Raw genomic sequence first — 19,650 nt, 5'->3', positions numbered from 1 at the left:
CAGGTCAGAAAATCGTTTGTGCCGCGCGGCGGCGGCGGTTTACCCTCGAAGCTGCGTTCTGGCACGACGAAGGGAGGTGGCCGCGATGATCAACGACGCGTTCGGTGTGGACGTGGCCGCCGCGGCGGTCACGCTCAAGCATGCCGCCACCGCCGTGCCGGCGGCCGCGTTGAAGCATCGCGCCGCCGCCGCCGCGACGAACGCGTCCGCGCGACTCGAGGTCCGCCGAATGGCTACGTAACAGCCCGGTTTTCACCGAATGGCCACGGACCCGAAGTCAAGGATCCGTGGCCACAGTATTTTTCGGGCGGAAGCCCGCTACCTGGTCCGGATCACCGAAATAGGCAAGCCCCGACCAGGAAGCAGGTGAGCAGGACATGTCGGCAATGACAGTCCCCAGACAGCCGTCGCCGGCGTTGCCGTGTCACGCCGGCGATCCCGACCTCTGGTTCGCCGAGACCCCGGCCGACCTCGAGCGCGCCAAGGCGCTCTGCGCTAGCTGCCCGATCCGGCGCGAGTGCCTGGCGTCCGCGCTAGAGCGGGCCGAGCCCTGGGGGGTGTGGGGCGGCGAAATCTTCGACCGCGGCGCGATTCTGAGCTTCAAACGACCGCGCGGACGCCCCCGCAAAGATGTCGCCGCCTAGACGACGGCGCTGTCGGGTTCGGCGAAGCCGGGGATCAGCTCCTCGGACAGCGCCTTGATCGGCACCCGCGCGTCCAGCTGGCACAGGATCGCGGCCACGGACGCGATGACCCGCATCGGGATGGCCAGCTTGGGCGGCAGGTCCATCTGCCGGGCCGTCTTGATCTGGGACACCGACCGGTCGATCTGGCCCACGGTCATGCGCTGCAGCCACTTGCGCGTGTAGTGGAACTCGTCGACCTCGATGGGTTCGACGTATTGGCGCAGCATTTCGTCGATGTCGCGCACCGACACCTGCTGGCCCTTCTGGATGAAGCCGACCTTCTCCATCGTCGGCAGCAGCAGGTCGTAGTTCTTGTCGCGGGCCAGGCGAATCGTCATCCCGAGCTCGACGGGGTAGCCGCCGGGCAGCGGCGCGACGGCGCCGAAGTCGATGACGCCCATCCGGTCGTCGGGGAGCAGCATGAAGTTCCCCGGATGCGCGTCGCCGTGCAGCATTCCCAGCCGTCGCGGCGCGTCGAACGTGAGCTCCAGCAGCCGGGTGCCGATCAGGTCGCGCTGCTCGCGGGTCCCGTTTCGGATGATCTCCGCCAGCGGCAGGCCGTCGATCCACTCCTGGACCACGACCTTGGGCGCGCTGGCCACGACGTGGGGTATCGCGAAGTGCGGGTGGCCCTCGTAGGCCTTGGCAAAGGCGCGCTGGTTGTCGGCCTCCAGCCGGTAGTCGAGCTCCATTTCGGTGCGCTCGACCAGCTCGTCGACGATGCCCTGGACATCGGCGCCGGGGGCGAGCTGTTTGACCACGCCGACCATCCGCTGCATGGTCTTCAGGTCGGCGCGCAGCGCCTCGTCGGCGCCGGGGTATTGGATTTTGACGGCCACCGGGCGGCCGTCGGCCCAGACCGCCTTGTGCACCTGGCCGATACTGGCCGAGGCGATGGGTTTGTCGTCGAACGAACTGAACCGTTCCCGCCACTTGGTGCCCAGCTGGCCGTCGAGCACCCGGTGCACCTTGTTGGCGGGTAGCGGCGGGGCGTCCTTCTGCAGCTTGGTCAACGCCTCGCGGTAGGGCTCGCCGTACTCGTCCGGGATGGCGGCCTCCATGACCGACAAGGCCTGGCCGACTTTCATCGCCCCGCCCTTGAGCTCGCCCAAGACGGTGAACAGCTGGTTGGCGGCTTTCTCCATCAGCTCGGCCTGGACTTCGTCCCGCGACTTGCCGGTCAGCCTTTTGCCGAAGCCGAGCGCCGCGCGGCCGGCGAAGCCGACCGGGATGCTGGCCAGCTTCGCGTTGCGCGCCGCCCGGCCGCGTTTGATGTCTGCCACGCCTCCATCATCCATGACGTTCCGCGGGCCCCGCGCTTGATCTGCGCAACACTTCGTCCGGCGGGCGACCGCCCGCGCGTGGCCCTAGGTTCTCAGCCATGGCAGCAAAGCAAGCGCAGCACGACGCCGCTGACTCGCTGTTCAGGGCGATCATCGAAACGCTGGATAAGCACCGCAACGACGGCACACTGACCGCGGAGATCCTGCAGCAGCTCGGGACGGCGTACGAGTCGGTGTCGTCGAACGTCCCCGATCAGGGGCGGCTCGGCTAGCTCTCAGCACGGGCACAGCGGGTGCCGGGTCCATTGCCGCGCGACGAGGGTGCCGGCGTTGAGGTCGAATTCCAGCGTGGCGTTCAGCGTCTGGGGTGCGACGGCGTCCTGTTGGCGCACGGCGGCGATCACCCGGTTCACCTGGCTGAGCGCGAGCGCCGCGGTCGCCAGCAGCGTGGCCCGGTCGGCCACTCCGACGGTTTCCCGCAGCTGCGCGGAGATGGCGGGCCAGGCCGCGTCGCGGTCTCGCCGATGCAGGTCGGCGCAGCCCAGGCAGCTGGTTGTGCCGGGAATGACGAGCGGGCCGACCAGCCCGACGCCGTCGCGGACCCGCACCGGCAGATGGGGCACGGCCCTGGCGTGCAGGTCGCGGACCATGCGCGGGTCGGCGACCAGGTAATCGGACAACACCACCAGGTCGACCGCGGTGGCCGACACGGCGGCGTGCGGCTGGCTGCTGCGGGCGATCCGCGCGCCCGAGCAGCGCAGCGCCTCGACGAGCAGCTCCGACAGCGGGCCGCGGCCGTGGATCCGGATGGACGGCGCCCGGACGCGGGACTTCACGCATTCGGTCGCGACGCCCGCACCGACCAGCTGGTCGACGAGCCCGGTCAGGCCGTCGGCGTCCCGCAAGCCGCGGTCGACGGCGCGGCGTTTTAGTTCCGCCAGCGGCGTGGGTGACCGCATCGATCGCAACAACGCCGCCAGCTCCGCGGCGGCCAGGCCGCCCGGTGGCCGCACCAGCACGGCGCGGCGGGGATCCCAGCCGACCTGGACGGCGCCGTCGGGCCGCAGCAGCACCGGCATGGCGGGGTCCAGCGCATAGGTGGAAAGCGCGGCCGGTGACACGGGTGCACTGTGCCACGCCGGGCGTGCACGCCCCGGTCAGTTATCCACAGGGCCCGAGCCCGGATCCTCGGGGTTCTCCTCGAGCTTGGCGATCGCCTCGTCGATGCCGCTGGTGTCGCCGCCGACGACGCGGTCGATGAAGCCGGCCGGCTCGTCGAGGTCATCGGCCTCGGGCAGCAGGTCGGGGTGTTGCCAGAGGGCGTCGCGCGCGTCCACGCCGGCGGCCTCGGTGAGGCGCTCCCATAGGGCGGCGGCTTCGCGCATCTTGCGGGGCCGCAGCTCCAGGCCCACCAGCGTCGCGAAGGTCTGTTCGGCCGGGCCGCCGGTGGCGCGGCGGCGCCGCAGCGTCTCGCTCAGCGCGGCCGCCCCCGGTATCCGGTCGCCCAGGGCCGCCGTGACCACCACCTGCACCCAACCCTCGATCAGCGCGAGCAGCGTCTCGAGGCGTTCCAGCGCCTGCGTCTGCGCCGGGGTGGCCTTGGGCTCGAAAACGCCTTGTCCCAGCAGGTTTTCGATGGCCGCCGGGTCGGACAGCGTCGCCGGGTTGAAGTCGCGGGCCAGCTCCTCGATGCCGCTCATATCGATCTGCATGCCCTTCGCGTAGGCCTCGACCGCGCCCAGCAGCTGGCTGGACAGCCACGGCACGTGGCTGAACAACCGGTGGTGGGCGGCCTCACGGGCGGCCAGGAACGTCAGGATCTCGCTGCGGGGCTGCTCGAGCCCGGCCGCGAACGATTCCATGGCGTCAGGCAGGATCGCCGCAAGGCCCTTGGGCCCCAACGGCAGTCCGATGTCGGTGGACGTCAGCACCTCGCGTGACAACCGGCCCAGCGCCTGCCCTAGCTGGGAGCCGAAGGCCATCCCGCCCATCTGCGACATCATCGCCATCAGCGGGCCGGCCATGCTCTTGGCCTCGTCGGGGAGCGACGACGCCCACACCGTCGAAATCTGTTGCGCCATCGGGTCGCACAACCGCTTCCAGGTGTCCAGGCTGTTGTCGACCCAGTCGGCCGGGCTCCAGCCCACCGCCTTGCTGGTGCCGGCGGGCAGCGCCGTGGAGCCGTCCAGCCAGGTCTCGGCCAGGTGCACCGCGTCGGCGATCGCCGAGTGCGTCGTGGCGGGGATCGGCGCCACGAAGCCGATCGAATTCGTCGCCACCCGGCGCGCCAGGTCGTAGTTGACCGGGCCCGACTGTCCACCTCCGGCCATCCCGGTGCCCGCGCTGGAGAACATCTGACCCAGCTGGGTGAAGATCTGCCCCAGGTCGCCCATGCCGAAATCGCCGCTCATGCCGAACGCGCCGAACGGATCGGAGCCACCGGAACCCGAATTGGGATCTTTCTTCCCGGGTTTGTCGGGGTCTTCCCCGTGGGAGAAGCCGAAAGGCAGGTCAGCCATACCGTCAACGGTACTCACCGGGGGAACGGGGTGGGTGGTCTCGGGGTCAGCTTGTGGCTGAACCTGGCCGACGGGCTCCGTCTAGTGTAATCGGCGTGAACAGGCGGATTCTGACCTTGATGGTCGCGCTGGTGCCGATCCTGGTCTTCGGCGTGTTGCTCGCGGTGGTGACGGTGCCGTTCGTCTCGCTGGGCCCCGGACCAACCTTCGACACGCTCGGCGAGGTCGACGGCAAGCAGGTGGTGGCGATCGAGGGCACCGCGACGCATCCGACCACCGGGCACCTCAACATGACGACGGTGTCCCAGCGTGACCAGCTGACCCTCGGCGAAGCGCTGACGCTGTGGCTTTCGGGCCAGGAGCAGCTGGTACCGCGTGACCTGATCTACCCGCCGGGCAAGTCGCGGGACGAGGTCGACAAGGCCAACAACGCGGACTTCAAGGAATCCGAGGACAGCGCCGCCTACGCCGCGCTGGGTTACCTGAAATACCCGGCCGCGGTCACGGTCGCCAAGGTCACCGATCCGGGTCCGTCGGCGGGCAAGCTGAAGGACGGCGACGCCATCGACGCGGTCAACGGCGTCCCGGTGGCCGACGTCGACCAGTTCACCGGGCTGTTGAAGAACACCAAACCCGGCCAGACGGTGACCATCGATTACCGGCGCAAGAACGAGCCGGCCGGTGTGGCCCAAATTACGCTGGGCGCGAACAAGGATCGCGACTACGGGTTCCTCGGCGTCGCCGTGCTCACCGCGCCCTGGGCGCCGTTCGTCGTCGACTTCAACCTGGCCAACGTCGGGGGGCCGTCGGCGGGCCTGATGTTCAGCCTGGCGGTGGTCGACAAGCTGACCACGGGTGACCTCGCCGGGTCGAAGTTCGTCGCGGGGACCGGCACCATATCCGCCGATGGGAAGGTCGGCCAGATCGGCGGCATCACCCACAAGATGGTCGCCGCCCAGGCGGCGGGCGCCACGGTCTTCTTGGTGCCGGCCAAGAACTGCTACGAGGCGAACTCGGACAATCCGTCCGGCCTGCGGCTGGTGAAGGTGGAGACCCTCAGCCAGGCGGTCGACGCCCTGCATGCGATCAGTTCGGGGGGTCAGGCGCCGAGCTGCTGAAGCGCAGCGGGCCGGATCGCGGGTCGCGCGATGCGTAGAGTTGTCACCGTCGATCAATCGAGCAGGGAGCGTAGCCAGTGGGGATGCGGCCCACCGCACGGATGCCGAAGCTGACCCGGCGTAGCCGGATTCTGATCCTGATCGCCCTGGGCGTGATCGCTTTGCTGCTGGCCGGTCCGCGGCTGATCGACGCGTACGTGGATTGGTTGTGGTTCGGCGAGCTCGGCTACCGCTCGGTGTTCAGCACCGTCCTCGTCACCCGATTCGTGGTCTTCCTGGTGGCCGGTCTGCTGGTCGGGGGCATCGTGTTCGCCGGCCTCGCGGTGGCCTACCGCACCCGCCCGGTGTTCGTGCCGAGCAACGACAACGATCCGGTCGCGCGGTACCGCGCCGTCGTCGTGTCCCGGTTGCGGTTGGTGGGCATCGGCGTCCCGGTCGCGATCGGCCTGCTGGCCGGCATCATCGCGCAGAGCTACTGGGTGCGCATCCAGCTGTTCATGCACGGCGGAGACTTCGGCATCCGGGACCCGCAGTTCGGCAAGGACCTCGGCTTCTACGCGTTCGACCTGCCGTTCTACCGGCTGCTGCTGAGCTACCTGTTCGTGGCCGTCTTCCTGGCCTTCGTGGCGAACCTGCTGGCGCACTACATCTTTGGCGGGATCCGGCTGTCCGGGCGCACCGGCGCGCTGAGCCGATCGGCGCGCATCCAGCTGGTCACCGTGGTCGGGTTGCTGGTGCTGCTCAAGGCGGCCGCGTACTGGCTGGACCGCTACGAGTTGCTGTCGCACACCCGCGGCGGCAAGCCCTTCACCGGCGCCGGGTACACCGACATCAACGCGGTGCTGCCGGCCAAGCTGATCCTGATGGCGATCGCGCTGATCTGCGCCGCCGCCGTGTTCTCCGCGATCGTCCTGAAAGACTTGCGGATTCCCGCCATCGGCCTGGTGTTGCTGCTGCTGTCGTCGCTGATCGTGGGCGCCGGATGGCCGTTGATCGTCGAGCAGATCAGCGTCAAACCCAATGCCGCGCAGAAGGAAAGCGAATACATCAGCCGCAGCATCGCGGCGACCCGGCAGGCGTACGGACTGACGTCGGACGTCGTCACCTATCGCACCTACGCCGGCGACACCCAGGCCACCGCCCAGCAGGTCGCCGACGACCGCGCGACCACCTCCAACATCCGACTGCTCGACCCGACCATCGTGAGCCCGGCGTTCACCCAGTTCCAGCAGGGCAAGAACTTCTATTACTTCCCCGACCAGCTGTCCATCGACCGCTACCTGGACCGCAACGGTTCGCTGCGCGACTATGTCGTCGCGGCCCGCGAGCTCAACCCGGACCGGCTCATCGAGAACCAGCGCGACTGGATCAACCGGCACAGCGTCTACACCCACGGCAACGGGTTCATCGCCTCCCCGGCGAACACGGTGCGCGGCGTCGCCAACGACCCCAACCAGAACGGCGGCTATCCCGAGTTCTTGGTGAACGTCGTCGGCGCCAACGGCAACGTGGTGTCCGACGGCCCCGCGCCGCTCGACCAGCCGCGCATCTACTACGGGCCCGTCATCGCCAACACGTCAGCCGACTACGCGATCGTCGGGCGCAACGGCGCCGACCGCGAGTACGACTACGAGACCAGCAGTGACACCAAGAACTACACCTACACCGGCCTCGGGGGAGTGCCGGTCGGGGACTGGCTGTCCCGCAGCGTGTTCGCCGCGAAGTTCGCGGAGCGAAACTTCTTGTTCTCCAACGTGATCGGCGCCAACAGCCGGATCCTGTTCAACCGCGACCCGGCCCGACGGGTGGAGGCGGTGGCGCCCTGGCTGACCACCGACAGCTCGGTGTATCCGGCGATCGTCAACAAGCGTCTGGTGTGGATCATCGACGGCTACACCACATTGGACAACTACCCGTACTCCGAGCTCACCTCCCTGGAATCGGCCACCGCCGACTCGAACGAGGTGGCGTTCAACAAGCTGGCCCCGGACAAGCAGGTCTCCTACATCCGCAACTCGGTGAAGGCCACGGTGGACGCCTACGACGGCACGGTGACGCTCTACCAGCAGGACGAGCAGGACCCGGTGCTCAAAGCGTGGATGCAGGTGTTCCCCGGCACCGTGAAGCCGAAGAGCGACATCACCCCCGAGCTGGCCGAGCACCTGCGCTATCCCGAGGACCTGTTCAAGGTGCAGCGGATGCTGCTGGCCAAGTATCACGTCAACGACCCGGTGACGTTCTTCTCCACGTCGGACTTCTGGGACGTGCCGCTGGACCCGAATCCGACCGCCAGCAGCTATCAGCCGCCCTACTACATCGTCGCGAAAAACATTGCCAAGAATGATAATTCGTCGTCGTATCAGCTGACGAGCGCGATGAACCGGTTCAAGCGCGACTACCTGGCCGCCTACATCAGCGCCAGCTCGGACCCGGCGACCTACGGCCGGATCACCGTGCTGACCATCCCGGGTCAGGTGAACGGGCCCAAGCTGGCCAACAACGCCATCACCACCGACCCGGCGGTGTCCCAGGACCTCGGCGTGATCGGGCGCGACAACCAGAACCGGATCCGGTGGGGGAACCTGCTCACGCTGCCGGTGGGTCAGGGCGGCCTGCTGTATGTCGAGCCCGTCTACGCCTCCCCCGGGGCCAGCGACGCCGCGTCGTCGTACCCGCGGCTGATCCGGGTGGCGATGATGTACAACGACAAGATCGGGTACGGCCCCACGGTGCGCGACGCCTTGACCGGGCTGTTCGGTCCCGGCGCGGGCGCGGCGGCGACGGGCATTCAGCCGACCGACGCCGGCAATCCGCAAGCGGCCCCACCGGCCACCCCGCCCCCGGCGGCCGGACCGCCGGGAGTGCCTCCGCCGACGGCGGTTCCGCCGGTGCCGGACGGCTCGGTGACGCTGTCCCCGGCGAAATCGGCTGCCCTGCAAGAGATTCAGGCGGCGCTCGGCGCGGCCAAGGACGCCCAGAAGAAGGGTGATTTCGCCGGCTACGGCGCCGCGCTGCAGCGGTTGGACGACGCGATCACCAAGTACAACAACACCAAGTAGCTCGGTTGCGGGCCGGCAAAGCGCGTCTGGCGGGGCTGCGCGCCGGTGAACGAGAGTTCTTGTCTGTCGGCGTCCGGCATAAATCGGTAACGTTCGCACGTTAAACGAGGCGGCATCGTGATGTCGGTGTCGGGCGAGAGCGAACGCGTAGGGATCAATGGTGGGCCAGTTTGAGGTGAATCGCTTGACCAGCGGTGGGCAGGCGGGCGCGACGGGCGGCTCGTTCCACCAAGGCGGCCGCGGGGTCATCGAGAGCGCATTTGAACTGCTAGATCACGTGAGCGCGTTGGAACCTGTGCGGTTGCTTGACTTGGCGAATGTCAGCGGGATCCCGCGCGAGACCGTCCGTCGACTGCTGCAGCAGTTGATCGTAGCCGGGGCGGTCAGTCGCGACGGTAACCGCTATCGGCTAGGTGCGAGCCTGTTGGGGTTGGGTTCGCGGGTGAGCCCCGAGCGCCGATTGCGGGTTGCCGCCCGTCGACCGATCGCAGAACTCGCAACCGCCACCGGGGCTGCGGTTCAGTTGTCTGCTGTGATCGGCGCCCAGGCAGTATTCCTAGACGTGGTGGACGCTCGGACTCCGGTGGGTTTCATCGCCGAACCCGGAGCTCCGGTACCGCCGGGCACGGCGGCAGCGCGTGCCTATGCCGAATTGGGCCGTGCCGCACCGATAGTGGATGCCGGCGAGGTACTAGCCCATCTCAGCTGTGTTGCCATTGCGATTCCCCTCGGCGACAACGCGGCCGCGGCGGTGTCGACTCTCATCGCGCAGCGGCGCCCTCCGCTCGGACTGCTGGCTGCCACCAGGGCCACCAGCACCCGGATCGTCAGCCTTCTTCGCACACCGTGATCGGCGAGTAAAACCCACTCAGTGGGCGCAGGCTCGCCTGCGGCCCCGCCGCTTCCTAACGTCACGAGTGTGACGGGAGCAACTGCGGACACGAATGGCGCGGAAGTATTGCTGAGGCAATTGGAATCTCATGGCGTGGACTGCATTTTCGCCTCTCCTATCGCCGTGATGGCACCGGTATGGGAGGCGCTCGCTCGGCGCGGCAATGACATGAAGCCGCGGTACTTCCGCTGTCGCCATGAGCTGTTGGCGGTGAGCCTGGCATCGGGCTATTACAAGGCCACCGGCCGAAGCCAGGTTGTCTTCTTACCGACATCGCTGGGAGTTCAAAACTCATCGATGGCGCTGAGCACCGCACTGCAGGAGCGCACGCCGATGACGGTACTGTCGCCCGACACGCTCAGCTATGGCGATGATCCCGACGGCGATCCTGGTGCCGAATGGCCGGCACTGCTCACCGACCTTGCCGGCCCGGCGCGCAACGGTGAAGCGGTCGTCAAGTGGGCTAAGCGAGCACGGACGCCTTCCGATCTGCTTCACGAGCTCCGGCGCGCCTGCTTTATCGCCGAATCCGTCCCGCAGGGTCCCACGTTGCTGGAAATACCGTTCCAGCTGTTGATTGGCGAGGGCCACCCTGGAATCCCCGTGTGGGTTCCCCCTGCACCCGTTGTCGCGACACGCGGACAGATCGACCAGGTGGCCCGGGTCCTGGCTAGCGCCGCGAACCCAATCATCATCACCGAGCACGGCGGGCGAACTGACGATGAACGCAAGGTTCTGACAAGCATTGCCGAGACCCTCTCGGCGCCCGTCTTCGAATTCTGGAATCCCGCCTATCACAATTTCCCGCGGTCGCACCGGCTGTACGGGGCCGGGCCAGTGGAAGCGGTGCTCGGCGATGCGGACGCGATCCTGCTCGCCGGCTGCAACGGACCGTGGCATCCCCCACATATGGCGCTACGCCCAGGATGCGCCGTCATCCACCTAGAGCAAGACCCCCTGCGTCCGCGCGCTGCCTACTGGGGCTACCCCACCACGCACACAATTCCGGGGAATCTGTCGATCAACCTGGTTGCGCTCGCTGCCAATCTACAAGCCAGGTCGGCTCCACGGCCCGAGGCCGAAGAGCGGTGGGCTCGCTATACACATGGCGTGCGCGCAAGGGGGATCGAGGAAGCCTGTCAACGAGCCTCGCAGGCAACCGATTTCATGCCCGCAGCCGACTTGTTCGGAGCGTTGCACGACATCCTGCCCGATGACGCGATCTGCGTCGATGAGATCATCGCCCAAGTTCCGCAGATGATTCAATTCCTATACGAGCGCAAACCCTTCACGCAGTATCGCGGTTGGGCAGGCGCACTGGGAACCGGCCTGGGCACCGCACTCGGCGTCAAAGTCGCGCGCCCGGATCGGCCGGTCGTCTGCATTCTCGGCGATGGTGCTTGGCACTACAACCCGATACCCGCCGCCCTCGGGTTCGCGCAGGAATACGCCGCCCCGCTCCTCATCGTGGTGTGCAACAACCGGCAGTACGCATCCCAAACCAGGAACCTCGTCAAGTATTTCCCCGATAGCACGGCCGTCCGCGAGCAGAATTTCATCGGCGACGTCATCGCGCCCATGCCCGACTACGTGAAGCAGGCCGAGGCCTACGGCGGCACGGGTGAACGCGTGCAGAAATCCGATGAGCTGAGCGCGGCACTGCAGCGCGCGCTCGACGCGGTCGCGTCGGGGCAGACGTTCTTGCTCGATGCCGTCGTCAGCCCGTGAGAGACAATGAGTACAAGCGATTTGGTAACCGCAGCCGCCCGTGATCTGGCGAGCCGCATGGATGCGGCGCAAGTCCAGGTGCCCGACGGTGCGCAGTTGATCTGGAACGCGGCGGTGCGACACCGTCCGGCACTGCTCGTACGGCCCCGGTCAGCGCGCGACGTGCAAGCAGCCATCCGTGTTGCGCGTGACCGCGGGGTGCGGCTCTCAGTGCTCGGCGGCGGGCACGACTGGGCGGGTCGGGCCGTTTGTGACGGCGGTTTGGTGATCGACATGTCCGGAATGCAAAGTGTCACAGTCGATCCCATGACAAGGATCGCCACGGTGGGGGGCGGTGTGATTGCGACCGGCTTGATCGACGCGGTAGCGCCGTACGGGCTGGTTGCCGCCACCGGCAACTGCGGGGGCGTTGGTATGGCCGGCCTGACACTTGGCGGGGGCTACGGGCCGCTCAACGGGCGGTTCGGTCTTGCGGTGGACAATCTGCTCGGCGCCGAGGTTGTCCTGGCGGATGGTCGAATCGTCACAGCCAGCGCGGCTCAAGAGCCAGAGCTGTTCTGGGCACTGCGCGGTGGTGGCGGCAACTTCGGCGCGGTCACTTCCATGCGGGTTCGGCTGCATCCGCTCGATCGGTTAATCGGCGGGATGATCATGTTTCCGTTGTCGCAGGCCGCGACGGTGTGGCGCGGGCTGCAGGGGGTTTTAGCGACGGCGCCTGACGTGATGACCGTGCAAAGCGGGCTGATGTCCGGCCCGGACGGCAATCCGGCGGTTTATCTCCAGCCGGCCTGGAGCGGCGATCTTCGTAGCGGTCTAGCGGCCGTCGACCTACTCGCAACGCTCGGAACGCCACTGACCACACAAGTCGCGCCCGTGGCCTACCATGACGTACTGCGTCTGTTCGACGTGGGGTGTGTCCGAGGACTTTGTTGGGCGGTTCGGACCCGTACCGTAGCGGGGTATACGCCCGAAGTCATCGATGCGCTGGTCGAGGCCGCGCGGGCACTGACCTCGCCGCGCAGCCTCATCTCCATCCACCACTGTCACGGCGCATCAACTCGCGTCGCCCCGGAAGAGACCGCGTTCGCGAACCGCCGCCCACATTTCGTCATCGAGATTGTTGCGTGCTGGGAGACCGGGGACGGCGCCCATCATCGCGCCTGGGCCGACGCGGTGTCGGACGCGCTTGCCCCCCATGCGATTTCCGGCGGATACGCCAACCTGCTCGGGCCGGGCGACAAAGCGCAGATCGAAAAAGCCCACGGCGACAACGCCGCACGACTCATCGCCGCCAAAAAGCGCTACGACCCCGACGCGGTGTTCACCGCCATCCCACTTCCCAGCGTTAGTTAGAAGGACAGATCGAATGTCGTACATCGTCGATAGCCACCACGTCACCTTGTCGGTGAACGGGGCACAGGAGGACGTTGACGTCCACGTCAAGGTGCTCGGGCTGCGGTTGATCAAACGGACGGTGCTGTTCGACGGGGCGATCTCGGTCTATCACCTCTATTACAGCAACGCCGACGGCGACCCGAGCGCGGTGCCGCAGGAGCTAGGCAAGCGATTTCAGCTGCCGGAGCAGTTCGAGGCACGCCGCGAGGAGATCCTCGGCCGACTCGAGTCGATCGCAACCCACGAATGAGGAATTCAAGTGAACGCACCCACAATGCATGACGCCACCAAAGTTCTGGCTGACCCGTCGGCATACGCCGACGACGAGCGGCTGCACGCAGGGCTACGGCAGCTGCGGGCAAACAATCCGGTTGCGTGGGTGGACCATCCGCCGTATCGGCCGTTCTGGGCGATCACCAAGCACGCTGACATCATGGCGATCGAGCGCGATAGTGACCTATTCATCGCCGGGCCCCGCCCACTACTCACCCCCGCCGATGCCGACGATCTGCGCAAGGCACAGCAAGATGCGGGGACCCACCCTGAGGAAGTGGCCAATGGATACTCGCGGTTTGAGCGAGCGGGAACGACAATCGATGTCTGAGCGGGCAGTTGTGATTATCGGTGCTGGCCCCGCAGGGATTTCGGCTGCGCTTAGCTTGAAGGACAAGGGGATTCGGCCCTTGCTCGTCGACCAGTCCGATGCGGTGGCCGCTTCGTGGCGCGGCCGATATGACCGGCTCAGGCTCAATACCGGCCGGCAATTCTCCCACCTGCCGGGTCGGCCGTACCCGAAAGGAACTCCGGTCTTTCCGACTCGTGACCAAGTCGTGGCACACTGTGACCGGCATGCTCGCGAGGATGGCATCGAGCTACGGCTCAAGACCACGGTTGAACGGATCGACCGACGTTCGGCGCGATGGCGGTTGACAACATCTAAGGGAGACCTCGACGCTCGACACGTCGTGGTTGCCACGGGCTACCACCACACGCCCGTGATTCCAAACTGGCCGGGCCGCTTTGCCGGTGAGTTATTGCACTCATCGAGTTATCGAGACCCGATGTCTTACGCACACAAGCGTGTGCTGGTTGTCGGGTCGGGATCGTCGGGCTTGGAAATCGCCCACGACCTGACCACAGGCGAAGCGGCCAGCGTGTGGCTCTCGGTACGAACCCCGCCAAACATTCTGCCGCGCAGGGGGCCCGCCGGACTGCCCAACGACGTGCTGTCAATTCCGTTGTTCCATCTGCCCTCGCGGATTGCGGATCGGATCGCTGCGGCCGCGCGCCGTCGCGCGTTCGGCGATCTCAGAGAATTCGGTCTGCCCGTTCCAGAGGAGGGTCCCTTCGCGAGAGCCCACCGGCTGCATGTCGCACCGACAGTCATTGACCCCGAGGTGATTGACGCGGTACGCGACGGATCAATCGAAGTGGTTGGGGCGGTCAGCGTGCTCGAGGGTACGCAGGTGGCGCTCGCAGACGGGGCACGTATTCAGCCCGATGTGATGATCTGCGCGACCGGGTATGGGCCGGGTCTGGATCCGTTGGTCGGACACTTGGGTGTGCTCACACCTGAGGGCTTACCGGTCGTGCTGGCACCTGCACCTGCCGCCGATGGCTTGTACTTCCATGGCATGCTGACTCGCCCCGCGTTGATTGGCTACCTGGCCAAGCAGTCGCGAACGCTGGCCAAGCGCATATCGCAAGACTGCCAACCTAGCTCTCAGGCGTAGGCCGTGCGGAATCTGTCCCGATAGGCCTTCGGGCTGATGCCCAGGTGGTTGACGAACACGCGCCGCAAAGTTTCGATGCTGCCGAAGCCGGCCATGCCGGCGGTCTCGCTAACCGACCGGCCGGATTCCAGTGCGCCGCGTGCGAAATCGATTCGCACCAGTTCGACGTAGCGCGCGGGGGTCATCCCGAGCTCGGATTGGAAGAGCCGGGTCAGCTGGCGGGTGCTCAGTGATGCCCGGGCCGCAAGGGATTTCACGCTGTGGTTGGCAGCCGGGTTGGCCGCGACCGCGTCGATGACCGCGCGCAGCGGCGACTGCGGTGGGGGATCGGCCTCCACCAGCACCGAGAATTGTGATTGGCCCCCGGCGCGTTTGAGGTAGACCACCAGCCACCGGGCGACGTTGCGGACCAGTTCGGTCCCGTAATCCATTTCGACCAGCGCCAGTGCCAGATCGATGCCCGACGAGATCCCGGCCGAGGTGAAGACGTCGCCGTCGCGGACGAAGATCGCGTCGGGATCGACGGTGACATCGCGAAAGGCCCGGGCCAACACCCGCGTCTCGTTCCAGTGGGTGGTGGCGCGCCGGCCGCTGAGCAGGCCGGCCTGGGCGAGGATGAACGACCCCGTGCAGATGGACGCCGTTCGCCGGGACCGCGCCGACACCGACCTGACGGCCTCGACGAGCGCGGGATCGACCGGCCGCCGGGGCAGGTGGTCGCTGCCGGCGACCAGTATGGTGTCGGCCGACTCGATCGAAGCGATGGCGTCGGTGACGCCCAACCGCGTGCCGATCGACGTCGTCACATCCCGCCCGTCCAGCGACGCGACCTTGAGCCGGTAGTCGGCGCCGAACCGGTTGGCTTCGACGAACACCTCACCGGCCCCCGCCACGTCCAGCATCGTCACGTCGTCGAAGACGACGATCACCACCACCCGCGAATGCGCTCCGGTCTCGGCCACGTAAGACATTGTGTCGCTTTCTGTGGACAGGACGGCCCGAACGCCCACGGTCGCCTTGGCCGTGCGGCCGCAGACTGACGGCATGAATACTCAATCAATGGAAAGCATCGCCGGCATCCGCATCCCTGACTCGGCGTTGGTGCGCGAGGCCACCGATTTCATTCGCGACGCCGAGGACGACCTGCTGTTCAACCACTCGCGGCGGGTGTTCCTGTTCGGCGCGCTGCAGGGTCTGCGCCGGGGGCTGCAACCCGACCTGGAGCTGCTTTACGTCGCCGCCATGTTCCACGACCTCGGGCTCACCGAGCGGTACCGCACCTCGGCGCTGCGCTTCGAGGTCGACGGCGCCGACGCGGCCCGCGAGTTTCTGACCGCCCGCGGCGTCGACCAATCCGACGCCGAGAAGGTGTGGCTCGGCATCGCTTTGCACACCACCCCGGGGGTGCCCGAGTTCCTCGCCCCGGAGGTCGCTCTGCTGCAAGCCGGTGTCGAGGTGGACGTGGTCGGCATCGGCCGCGACGACCTGGCCCCCGACGCGCTCGCCGCGGTGACCGCTGCTCACCCGCGCCCGCAGTTCAAGCAGCGCATCCTGGCGGCGTTCAACGACGGCATGAAGCACCGCCCGCTCACCACCGCCGGCACGATGAACGCCGACGTGCTGGCGCACTTCGATCCCGCCTTCGAGCGGGTCGACTTCGTCGAGAAGATCCTTAACAACAGCTGGCCGGAATGAAGGGAGCGGACAGATGGAGATTCACGAGGCGCTCTACACCACCCGGATGATGCGCCGGCTGCGGCCGGACCCGGTCCCGTTGGACGTGCAGGCCCGCATCCTCGATGCGGCCGTCCGGGCGCCCAACGGTGGCAACACCCAACGCTGGCACTTTGTCGCAGTCGACGATCCACAACTCATCCACGAGTTCGGCGAACTGTTCCGGGAGGCCCGCGGCCTCGAATACGAGAAGTTCAGGACGGGGCAGGGACCGATGGTCGTGCCGGGGCCCGGCGCGGACCTCACCGCTCACGCCGAGACGATGCGTCGGATCAAAGGCTCCGGCAATTACCTGGCCGACCACTTCGACGAGGTTCCCCTGTTGCTCTTCGTGTTCTCGATCGACGACCTCGGCGGCGCCAACATCTACCCCGCGATCTGGAGCGCGTTGCTCGCCGCACGCGCCGAGGGCGTCGGCGGCGTGATGACGATGGTGCTCAACAATTTTCGGGACAAGGTGAACGAGATGTTGGGCGTGCCCGTTGAGGAAGGCTGGAAGATGTCGGCCATGCTGACCCTCGGCTACCCCCTGGGTAAGTGGGGCGTTGCAGCCAATCGCCGCCCGGTGCACGAGGTTTCGTCGCGCAACGGCTGGGGCAAGCCGTTCGGTGTCGAGGTGCCGCAGCCGCTGTGGCCGACGCCCGAACCGGCCGACCTCGCCGCGGCGGGATGACGGGCCCGGGAAGGTGAGTCGAATGACCAAGACGAATGGCATCGGGGTCACCGTGGTCCAGCCGGGGGAGGGCGAGTACGTGGCCCTCCCCGGATTCGGGGCGGTGTTCAAGCTGACCAGCAAGACCAACGGGGGTGAGGTGTCGATCGTCGAGCACCCGTTCGCGGTCGGCGTGCTGACGGCCGCGCACATGCACACCCGCGAGGACGAGCACTCGATCGTGTTGGCCGGTGAGATCGGCTTCCGCTCCGACGATAGCGAAGTGGTTCTGGGTCCCGGGGGCTACATCACCAAGCCCCGCGGGCAGATGCACGCGATGTGGAACGCCGGCAGCGAGCCCGGCCGCATCATCGAGGTCATCACGCCCGGCGGCTTCGAGAATTACTTCCGCGAGCTCGGGGAGCTGCTCGTCGACCACGCCGACGACCCGGTCGGCAAGGCCCTGCATGAGCTGCCCGAGTTCGGCGAGCTGGCCGACAAGTACGGGCTGACGTACGGGTCGCCGGACTGGATGGACGACATCGCCCGGCGCTATGGGCTCAACCCGCCCTCGCACTGAGCGGGCGCTCGCCGAGATTGCCGTGACGGCTGTGGTCGTCGCACGACCCACGACCATGGCGGCAATCTCGCCGCCGAAAGGCCGATGACCGCGCGATTTGGTCGCCGTGACGCCGGTTCGGTAACCTGGCATTCACCAACGCGGGGTGGAGCAGCTCGGTAGCTCGCTGGGCTCATAACCCAGAGGTCGCAGGTTCGAATCCTGTCCCCGCTACCAGGTGATGTCGCAAGACATCGGAATAGCCGCGGACCTACTTTAGGTCTGCGGTTTTTTCCGTTTGGGGCCTTTGGGGCGCCGGTGGGCTGGTAGTCCCTGGTGGGGTCGAGGGTGAAGTCGCGCAGGACTTCTCCGGTGGTGGCGTTGATGTCGGTGACGTGGTGGTCCTGGGCAAGGATGAGGACGCGGGTTCGGTAGTGGTGGCGGCCGATGCCGATGTGGTGCAGGGGGCCGATTGCGTGCAAGGTGATGGATCCGGCTTGGTCGACGCGGTCAGCGCGTACGCGGTTGTGGTGTCGATGCGTGTTGTTGGGTCGGCTGGTGTAGATGACTGCTGGGGTAGCTCGGTGAGGTAGCGAGCGGTGGGGTCGGCGGTGGTTGTATTCGTCGGTGAACGCGTCGAGTTGGGTCTGCAGCTCGGCGATGGTGGTTGGGCGTGGTTGGCCGGTGAGCCATTTCTTGAGGGTTTGGTGGAAGCGTTCTACTTTTTCGCAGGTGGCCTATTGAGGTGGCAGGCGTCGTTGGGCTTGTGCAGTGCGGGTTGGCCACTGTGTGTCATCGCCGGAGTTTTTGCGCTGAGTCCCAGGTCAACTGGGTGGGGTCGTTAACCGTGTTGTTGAATGTGGTGAAGCGCCCTGATTGCTGGGGCACGTTCGGGTCCTGGGGGTTGATGAGCTGCTGAGTGAAGGTCGCCGTGGCGGTGTTGAAGATCAGAGTGTGAAGGACACTGATGCCTGACCAATCCTGCGATGGCAGCGAGATAAATTTCACTGTGTAGGTCGGGTCGGTGAAGGCCCCTTGCATCACGTAGGTCCCGTAATGGTGTTCGCCTTCAGACAAGATGGCATACATTCCGTTGTCGTAATACAGCAGCACCGCGTCGGGAAACGGTTTCTTCTCGTAGAGCTTTGTGTACTCGAGCCGTTGGTATTTGGTGGGCTTACCGAACCGGACCGTCACCGTCCCCACGGTGTCAGCTTTCCCCGACGTGGACCGGGTGGCGATCACCGCGGTGATTACCGCGGCGCACGATCTCGTCCAACGGCGACCCGTCGGCACACGCACAGTCCGCATCGGGTTCGGCGACGTCGTGAACTACTTTGAGCACGAGTACCTTCCCGCCAGCGTTCGCACCGCTGGACTTGATCAAAACCTGCTTACCGATCACCCGCGAAGGTACTCCCTCCCCGGCCATCCACAGGTTCCGATCATTGGTCAGTGTCACATCCTCTGGGGGGCGAGGAAGTGGTGCTGTGGTGCTGCGGGGTTAGCCGCATAATCCATATACCGATCAACCGGCCGTAGGCTTCGTATTCGCGCCGGGCCCGAGTGCTGCGACCGACGGACCGACAATAATTCCCTGTCGAAAATCGGCGCCGTCGCCAGCCGCCCGCAGCATCGAATGCCAGAGGCCCTGCCGCGTAGCGATGAACGTTTCCAGCTCGTCTTCGTTGAGGTGTGATCACGTGCCGGCTTGGTCGTTGGTCATGTGGTGCCATGTGCCGGACGCCACGGTCGCCGAGGATCCGTCAGCGCATGATGCCGGGAAGGTCGAACTGGCCCTCTATCGCGGCAGCACGGACTCGATGGCGCTGATGACCTCGGGGGCGTCGGGCGCGGTGCGGGGCCGGAATCGGCGCACCACCTCACCGTCGGGCGCGATCAGGAACTTCTCGAAGTTCCACTGGATGTCGCCGGCCTCGCCGGCCGAATCGGCGGCCTTGGTCAGCTCGGCGTAGAGCGGATGGCGGTCGTCGCCGTTGACATCGGTCTTGGCCAGCAGCGGGAACGTCACGCCGTACGTCGTCGAACAGAACTCCTGGATCTCCTCGGCCGTGCCCGGCTCCTGGCCCATGAACTGGTTGCAGGGGACGCCGACGACGGTCAAGCCGCGCCCGCGGTAGTCCTCGGCCAGCTTCTCCAACGCCGTGTGTTGCGGAGTCAGCCCGCACTTCGAGGCGACGTTGACGACCAGCGTCGCGCCGTCGGCCATGTCGGCCAGCGTGGTCGGGCGTCCGTCGAGGGTGGTCAGGGGGATGTCTTTGAGGGTCACGC

Annotated in this window: 19 protein-coding genes, 1 tRNA gene and 2 pseudogenes; 15 read left to right on the top strand and 7 right to left on the bottom strand. The window is 66.7% G+C overall.

Annotation, left to right across the window (positions count from 1 at the left end; translation table 11 throughout):
* The first annotated feature begins 85 nt into the window (after positions 1-85).
* Together BRW65_RS31750 and BRW65_RS15655 are read left to right on the top strand one after the other, a co-directional pair.
* The gene (locus BRW65_RS31750) at positions 86-241 is read left to right on the top strand and encodes a hypothetical protein (RefSeq protein ID WP_167374043.1); all 156 of its coding nucleotides are present in this window, start codon (positions 86-88) and stop codon (positions 239-241) included.
* Between the two features lie 136 nt (positions 242-377).
* Entirely contained in the window at positions 378-644 is a 267-nt protein-coding gene (locus BRW65_RS15655) for a WhiB family transcriptional regulator (RefSeq protein WP_073876032.1), read from the top strand.
* Here BRW65_RS15655 and BRW65_RS15650 read toward each other — a convergent pair.
* Positions 641-1,984, bottom strand: a complete 1,344-nt coding sequence (locus tag BRW65_RS15650) for a macrolide-binding ATPase MABP-1 (protein WP_073876030.1) — start codon at positions 1,982-1,984, stop codon at positions 641-643. The genes BRW65_RS15655 and BRW65_RS15650 overlap by 4 nt on opposite strands.
* Positions 1,985-2,067: 83 nt before the next feature.
* On the opposite strand from BRW65_RS15650, the gene BRW65_RS31745 reads away from it, so the two are divergent.
* Complete coding sequence (locus tag BRW65_RS31745; RefSeq protein WP_167374048.1) at positions 2,068-2,241, top strand: hypothetical protein; 174 nt, start codon at positions 2,068-2,070, stop codon at positions 2,239-2,241.
* 3 nt (positions 2,242-2,244) lie between these two features.
* On the opposite strand, the gene BRW65_RS15645 is transcribed toward BRW65_RS31745, so the two are convergent.
* Both BRW65_RS15645 and BRW65_RS15640 read right to left on the bottom strand, forming a co-directional pair.
* Positions 2,245-3,048 (bottom strand): TOMM precursor leader peptide-binding protein, encoded by an 804-nt coding sequence (locus BRW65_RS15645; RefSeq protein ID WP_073876236.1) that lies wholly within the window; start codon positions 3,046-3,048, stop codon positions 2,245-2,247.
* 78 nt (positions 3,049-3,126) lie between these two features.
* A complete protein-coding gene (locus tag BRW65_RS15640) occupies positions 3,127-4,506 on the bottom strand; it encodes a zinc-dependent metalloprotease (protein ID WP_167374047.1) in 1,380 nt (459 codons plus the stop codon).
* A 77-nt stretch (positions 4,507-4,583) separates the two neighbouring features.
* Here BRW65_RS15640 and BRW65_RS15635 point away from each other — a divergent pair, with 77 nt between their 5' ends.
* From BRW65_RS15635 to BRW65_RS15600, 8 genes and pseudogenes are all read left to right on the top strand, one after another.
* A complete protein-coding gene (locus BRW65_RS15635) occupies positions 4,584-5,606 on the top strand; it encodes a YlbL family protein (protein ID WP_073876026.1) in 1,023 nt (340 codons plus the stop codon).
* Between the two features lie 77 nt (positions 5,607-5,683).
* Positions 5,684-8,665 (top strand): UPF0182 family protein, encoded by a 2,982-nt coding sequence (locus BRW65_RS15630; RefSeq protein ID WP_073876024.1) that lies wholly within the window; start codon positions 5,684-5,686, stop codon positions 8,663-8,665.
* Positions 8,666-8,849: 184 nt separating this feature from the next.
* Entirely contained in the window at positions 8,850-9,515 is a 666-nt protein-coding gene (locus BRW65_RS15625; RefSeq protein WP_167374046.1) for a helix-turn-helix domain-containing protein, read from the top strand.
* A gap of 21 nt (positions 9,516-9,536) precedes the next feature.
* Positions 9,537-11,285, top strand: coding sequence for a thiamine pyrophosphate-dependent enzyme (locus BRW65_RS15620; RefSeq protein ID WP_084187836.1), 1,749 nt, complete (start codon positions 9,537-9,539; stop codon positions 11,283-11,285).
* A 21-nt stretch (positions 11,286-11,306) separates the two neighbouring features.
* Positions 11,307-12,638 carry an FAD-binding oxidoreductase gene (locus BRW65_RS15615; RefSeq protein ID WP_208611816.1) on the top strand — a complete coding sequence of 444 codons (1,332 nt, stop codon included), beginning with the start codon at positions 11,307-11,309 and terminating at the stop codon, positions 12,636-12,638.
* A gap of 13 nt (positions 12,639-12,651) precedes the next feature.
* Positions 12,652-12,930 (top strand): hypothetical protein, encoded by a 279-nt coding sequence (locus BRW65_RS32020; RefSeq protein ID WP_208611815.1) that lies wholly within the window; start codon positions 12,652-12,654, stop codon positions 12,928-12,930.
* Between the two features lie 24 nt (positions 12,931-12,954).
* Positions 12,955-13,215, top strand: a pseudogene (locus tag BRW65_RS15605) (cytochrome P450); the annotation flags it as partial.
* A 61-nt stretch (positions 13,216-13,276) separates the two neighbouring features.
* Entirely contained in the window at positions 13,277-14,413 is a 1,137-nt protein-coding gene (locus BRW65_RS15600) for a flavin-containing monooxygenase (RefSeq protein ID WP_073876016.1), read from the top strand.
* Here the strand turns inward: BRW65_RS15600 and BRW65_RS15595 are convergent.
* Positions 14,404-15,384, bottom strand: coding sequence for a GlxA family transcriptional regulator (locus BRW65_RS15595; RefSeq protein WP_208611814.1), 981 nt, complete (start codon positions 15,382-15,384; stop codon positions 14,404-14,406). The genes BRW65_RS15600 and BRW65_RS15595 overlap by 10 nt on opposite strands.
* Before the next feature lie 73 nt (positions 15,385-15,457).
* On the opposite strand from BRW65_RS15595, the gene BRW65_RS15590 reads away from it, so the two are divergent.
* The 4 genes from BRW65_RS15590 (at position 15,458) to BRW65_RS15575 (ending at position 17,595) form a co-directional block, all read left to right on the top strand.
* Positions 15,458-16,108, top strand: a complete 651-nt coding sequence (locus tag BRW65_RS15590) for an HD domain-containing protein (RefSeq protein ID WP_073876014.1) — start codon at positions 15,458-15,460, stop codon at positions 16,106-16,108.
* A gap of 13 nt (positions 16,109-16,121) precedes the next feature.
* The gene (locus tag BRW65_RS15585) at positions 16,122-16,820 is read left to right on the top strand and encodes a nitroreductase family protein (protein ID WP_073876012.1); all 699 of its coding nucleotides are present in this window, start codon (positions 16,122-16,124) and stop codon (positions 16,818-16,820) included.
* A 22-nt stretch (positions 16,821-16,842) separates the two neighbouring features.
* Positions 16,843-17,379, top strand: coding sequence for a cupin domain-containing protein (locus tag BRW65_RS15580; protein ID WP_073876010.1), 537 nt, complete (start codon positions 16,843-16,845; stop codon positions 17,377-17,379).
* A 139-nt stretch (positions 17,380-17,518) separates the two neighbouring features.
* A tRNA-Met gene (locus BRW65_RS15575) sits at positions 17,519-17,595 on the top strand.
* A 359-nt stretch (positions 17,596-17,954) separates the two neighbouring features.
* On the opposite strand, the pseudogene BRW65_RS32925 reads toward BRW65_RS15575, so the two are convergent.
* The 3 genes and pseudogenes from BRW65_RS32925 to BRW65_RS15555 all read right to left on the bottom strand — a co-directional run.
* Positions 17,955-18,071, bottom strand: a pseudogene (locus tag BRW65_RS32925) (integrase core domain-containing protein); the annotation flags it as partial.
* Between the two features lie 79 nt (positions 18,072-18,150).
* Positions 18,151-18,564, bottom strand: coding sequence for a hypothetical protein (locus BRW65_RS15560; RefSeq protein ID WP_208611813.1), 414 nt, complete (start codon positions 18,562-18,564; stop codon positions 18,151-18,153).
* Positions 18,565-19,159: 595 nt separating this feature from the next.
* Positions 19,160-19,648, bottom strand: coding sequence for a glutathione peroxidase (locus BRW65_RS15555; protein ID WP_073876006.1), 489 nt, complete (start codon positions 19,646-19,648; stop codon positions 19,160-19,162).
* Positions 19,649-19,650: the final 2 nt, after the last annotated feature.

It is taken from the genome of Mycobacterium paraffinicum (assembly GCF_001907675.1).
GTDB classification, from domain to species: Bacteria; Actinomycetota; Actinomycetes; order Mycobacteriales; family Mycobacteriaceae; genus Mycobacterium; species Mycobacterium paraffinicum_A.
The sequence above is the reverse complement of the archived record's forward strand: the minus strand, read 5'-3'. Positions and strand labels throughout refer to the sequence as shown.